General features: G+C 59.7%; 2 protein-coding genes. Both read left to right on the plus strand.

All coding sequences use genetic code 11. The annotated features are described in order from the left end of the window. Positions 1–138: 138 nt before the first annotated feature. On the plus strand, positions 139–1,038 hold the full coding sequence (locus HMPREF9538_RS09765; RefSeq protein ID WP_009485555.1) for a glycyl-radical enzyme activating protein: 900 nt from the start codon (positions 139–141) through the stop codon (positions 1,036–1,038). A 4-nt stretch (positions 1,039–1,042) separates the two neighbouring features. Continuing rightward, on the plus strand, positions 1,043–3,475 hold the full coding sequence (locus HMPREF9538_RS09760; RefSeq protein ID WP_009485556.1) for a formate C-acetyltransferase/glycerol dehydratase family glycyl radical enzyme: 2,433 nt from the start codon (positions 1,043–1,045) through the stop codon (positions 3,473–3,475). The last annotated feature ends 31 nt before the right edge of the window (positions 3,476–3,506 follow it).

The following is a 3,506-nucleotide window of genomic DNA, read 5'->3' on the forward strand; positions in this document are numbered from 1 at the left end:
GGGGGGGGGGGGTGGTTTTGTGACCGCTCTCGTTATTTTCTCCTCTCTGACTTATCCCCATCCCGCTTGTTGATTTGCGTCAACATAACTTTCATTCGAAAGTGTTTTTATATTCATACGCAAACAAGAGGATAAGCCATGATCTTCAACATCCAGCGCTATTCCACCCATGACGGCCCAGGGATCCGCACCGTCGTCTTCCTGAAAGGCTGCTCGCTGGGCTGCCGCTGGTGCCAGAACCCGGAGAGCCGCGCCCGTAGCGAAGATCTGCTGTATGACTCGCGGCTGTGCCTGGCCGGCTGCGAGCTGTGCCAGCAGGCGGCGCCGGCGGTTATCACCCGCACCCTCGATGGCCTGATCATTCACCGGCAAAACGTTAACGACAGCCATATCGCCGCGCTGCGCGACTGCTGCCCCACCACCGCGCTCACGGTGTGCGGCGAGGAGAAGAGCGTCGAGGAGATCATGGCGACGGTGCTGCGTGATAAACCATTCTACGATCGCAGCGGCGGCGGCATCACTCTTTCCGGCGGCGAACCCTTTATGAACCCAACGCTGGCGCAAGCGCTGTTCGAAGCCAGTCATCAGGCAGGCATTCACACCGCCGTGGAAACCTGCCTGCACGTGCCGTGGAAATACATTGAACCGGCTTTACCCTTTGTCGACCTGTTTCTCGCCGATCTGAAGCACGTTGACGAGGCCGTTTTTCTGCAGTGGACCGACGGCAGCGCCCGCCGGGTGCTGGATAACCTGCAGCGTCTGGCGCAGGCGGGGAAAAAAATGATTATTCGCGTGCCGTTGATCCAGGGATTCAACGCCAGCGAAGCCGACATTGCCGCGATCACCGATTTTGCCGCCGATCGCCTGCAGGTCAGCGAGATCCATTACCTGCCGTACCACACGCTGGGAATGAACAAATACCAGTTACTCAGTCAGCCCTACACCGCACCGGACAAACCGCTGGACGCTCCTGAGCTGCTCGCCTTCGCGCAGGATTATGCGCAAAGCAAGGGGCTAACGGCGATATTACGAGGATAACCCTATGACTACCCTGAAGCTCAACACCCTCAGCGCCCGTATCCAGGCCCATAAAATGGCGCTGGTGCATATCGTCAAGCCGCCGGTCTGTACCGAGCGCGCCAGCCACTATACGGAGATGTATCAGCGGCATCTCGATAAACCGATCCCGGTGCGCCGCGCGCTGGCGCTGGCTCACCACCTGGCGGAGCGCACCATCTGGATCAAGCACGATGAGCTGATCGTCGGTAACCAGGCCAGCGAAGTGCGCGCCGCGCCTATTTTCCCGGAATACACCGTCAGCTGGATTGAGAAAGAGATCGACGATCTCGCCGACCGCCCCGGCGCCGGCTTCTCGGTCAGCGAGGAGAATAAACGCGTATTGCATGAAGTGTGCCCATGGTGGCGCGGCCAGACCGTACAAGACCGCTGTTACGGTATGTTCACCGATGAGCAAAAGGCGCTGCTCGCCACCGGCATTATTAAGGCGGAAGGCAATATGACCTCCGGGGATGCTCACCTCGCGGTCAACTACCCCCTGCTGCTGGAGAAAGGGCTCGACGGGATGCGTGCGAAAGTCGCCGAACGCCGCTCGCGTATCAATTTGACGGTACTGGAAGACCTGCACGGCGAGCAGTTCCTGAAAGCGATTGATATCGTGCTGGAAGCGGTCAGCGATCACAGCAAACGCTTCGCCGCGCTGGCGCGCGAGATGGCGACAGCAGAATCCCGCGAATCACGCCGCCACGAACTGCTGACGATTGCCGAAAACTGCGACGTCATCGCCCATGAGCCGCCGAAAACCTTCTGGCAGGCGCTGCAGCTGTGCTACTTCATTCAGCTTATCCTGCAGATTGAATCCAATGGCCATTCGGTATCCTTCGGCCGTATGGACCAGTACCTCTACCCGTACTACCGCCGCGACGTTGAGTTGCAACAGTCGCTGGATCGCGAACAGGCCATTGAGCTGCTGCACAGCTGCTGGCTGAAGCTGCTGGAGGTCAATAAGATCCGTTCCGGCTCGCACTCCAAAGCCTCTGCCGGCAGCCCGCTATACCAGAACGTCACCATCGGCGGCCAGAATCTGGTGGATGGTAAGCCGCAGGACGCGGTCAACCCGCTGTCGTATGCGATCCTGGAATCCTGCGGTCGCCTGCGTTCTACCCAGCCGAACCTCAGCGTGCGCTACCACGCCGGGATGAGCAACGACTTCCTCGACGCCTGCGTCCAGGTGATCCGCTGCGGTTTCGGCATGCCGGCGTTTAACAACGATGAAATCGTCATCCCGGAATTCATTAAGCTGGGCATTGAGCCGCAGGACGCCTACGATTACGCGGCTATCGGCTGTATCGAAACCGCGGTCGGCGGTAAGTGGGGCTACCGCTGCACCGGCATGAGCTTTATTAACTTCGCGCGGGTGATGCTGGCGACGCTGGAAGGCGGCCGCGATGCCACCAGCGGTCAGGTGTTCCTGCCGCAGGAGCACGCTCTGTCGAAAGGCAACTTCGCTAACTTCGATCAGGTGCTAGCCGACTGGGACCGCCAGATTCGTTACTACACCCGTAAATCCATCGAGATTGAGTACGTGGTCGATACCATGCTGGAAGAGAACGTCCACGATATTCTCTGCTCGGCGCTGGTCGATGACTGCATCGAACGGGCGAAAAGCATTAAGCAGGGCGGCGCGAAGTATGACTGGGTTTCCGGCCTGCAGGTGGGTATCGCCAACCTCGGCAACAGCCTCGCGGCGGTGAAAAAACTGGTCTTCGATCAGGGCGCCATCGGCCAGCAGGAGCTGGCGAAGGCGCTGGCGGAAGATTTCGACGGTCTGACCCACGAGCAGCTGCGCCAGCGGTTGATCAACGGCGCGCCGAAGTATGGTAACGATGATGACAGCGTCGACCAACTGCTGGCGCGGGCCTACCAGACCTATATCGACGAGCTGAAGCAGTATCACAACCCGCGCTATGGCCGCGGCCCGATTGGCGGCAATTATTACGCTGGCACCTCCTCTATTTCCGCTAACGTCCCGTTCGGCGCGCAGACCATGGCAACGCCGGATGGCCGTAAAGCGCATACCCCGCTGGCGGAGGGGGCCAGCCCGGCCTCCGGTACCGATCATCTGGGGCCGACGGCGGTTATCAGTTCGGTGGGCAAGCTGCCGACCGGGGCGATCCTCGGCGGCGTGCTGCTTAATCAGAAGCTGAATCCGTCAACGCTGGAGAACGAGTCCGATAAGCAGAAGCTGATGGTGCTGCTGCGCACTTTCTTCGAGGTGCACAAAGGCTGGCATATCCAGTACAACATCGTGTCGCGCGACACGCTGCTGGAAGCCAAGAAACATCCTGACCAGTACCGCGATTTAGTGGTCCGCGTCGCTGGATACTCGGCGTTCTTCACCGCCCTGTCGCCGGATACCCAGGACGATATCATCGCCCGTACCGAACATACGCTGTAATCCTTCGTGCCCGCTGGCGCTATGCTTAGCG

The organism is Klebsiella sp. MS 92-3 (genome assembly GCF_000195655.1).
GTDB classification, from domain to species: domain Bacteria; phylum Pseudomonadota; class Gammaproteobacteria; order Enterobacterales; family Enterobacteriaceae; genus Klebsiella; species Klebsiella pneumoniae.

Coding starts and splice junctions, on each gene's coding strand:
- HMPREF9538_RS09765 (WP_009485555.1), top strand. CDS start 139: ATGATCTTCAACATCCAGCGCTATTCCACCCATGACGGCCCAGGGATC.
- HMPREF9538_RS09760 (WP_009485556.1), top strand. CDS start 1,043: ATGACTACCCTGAAGCTCAACACCCTCAGCGCCCGTATCCAGGCCCAT.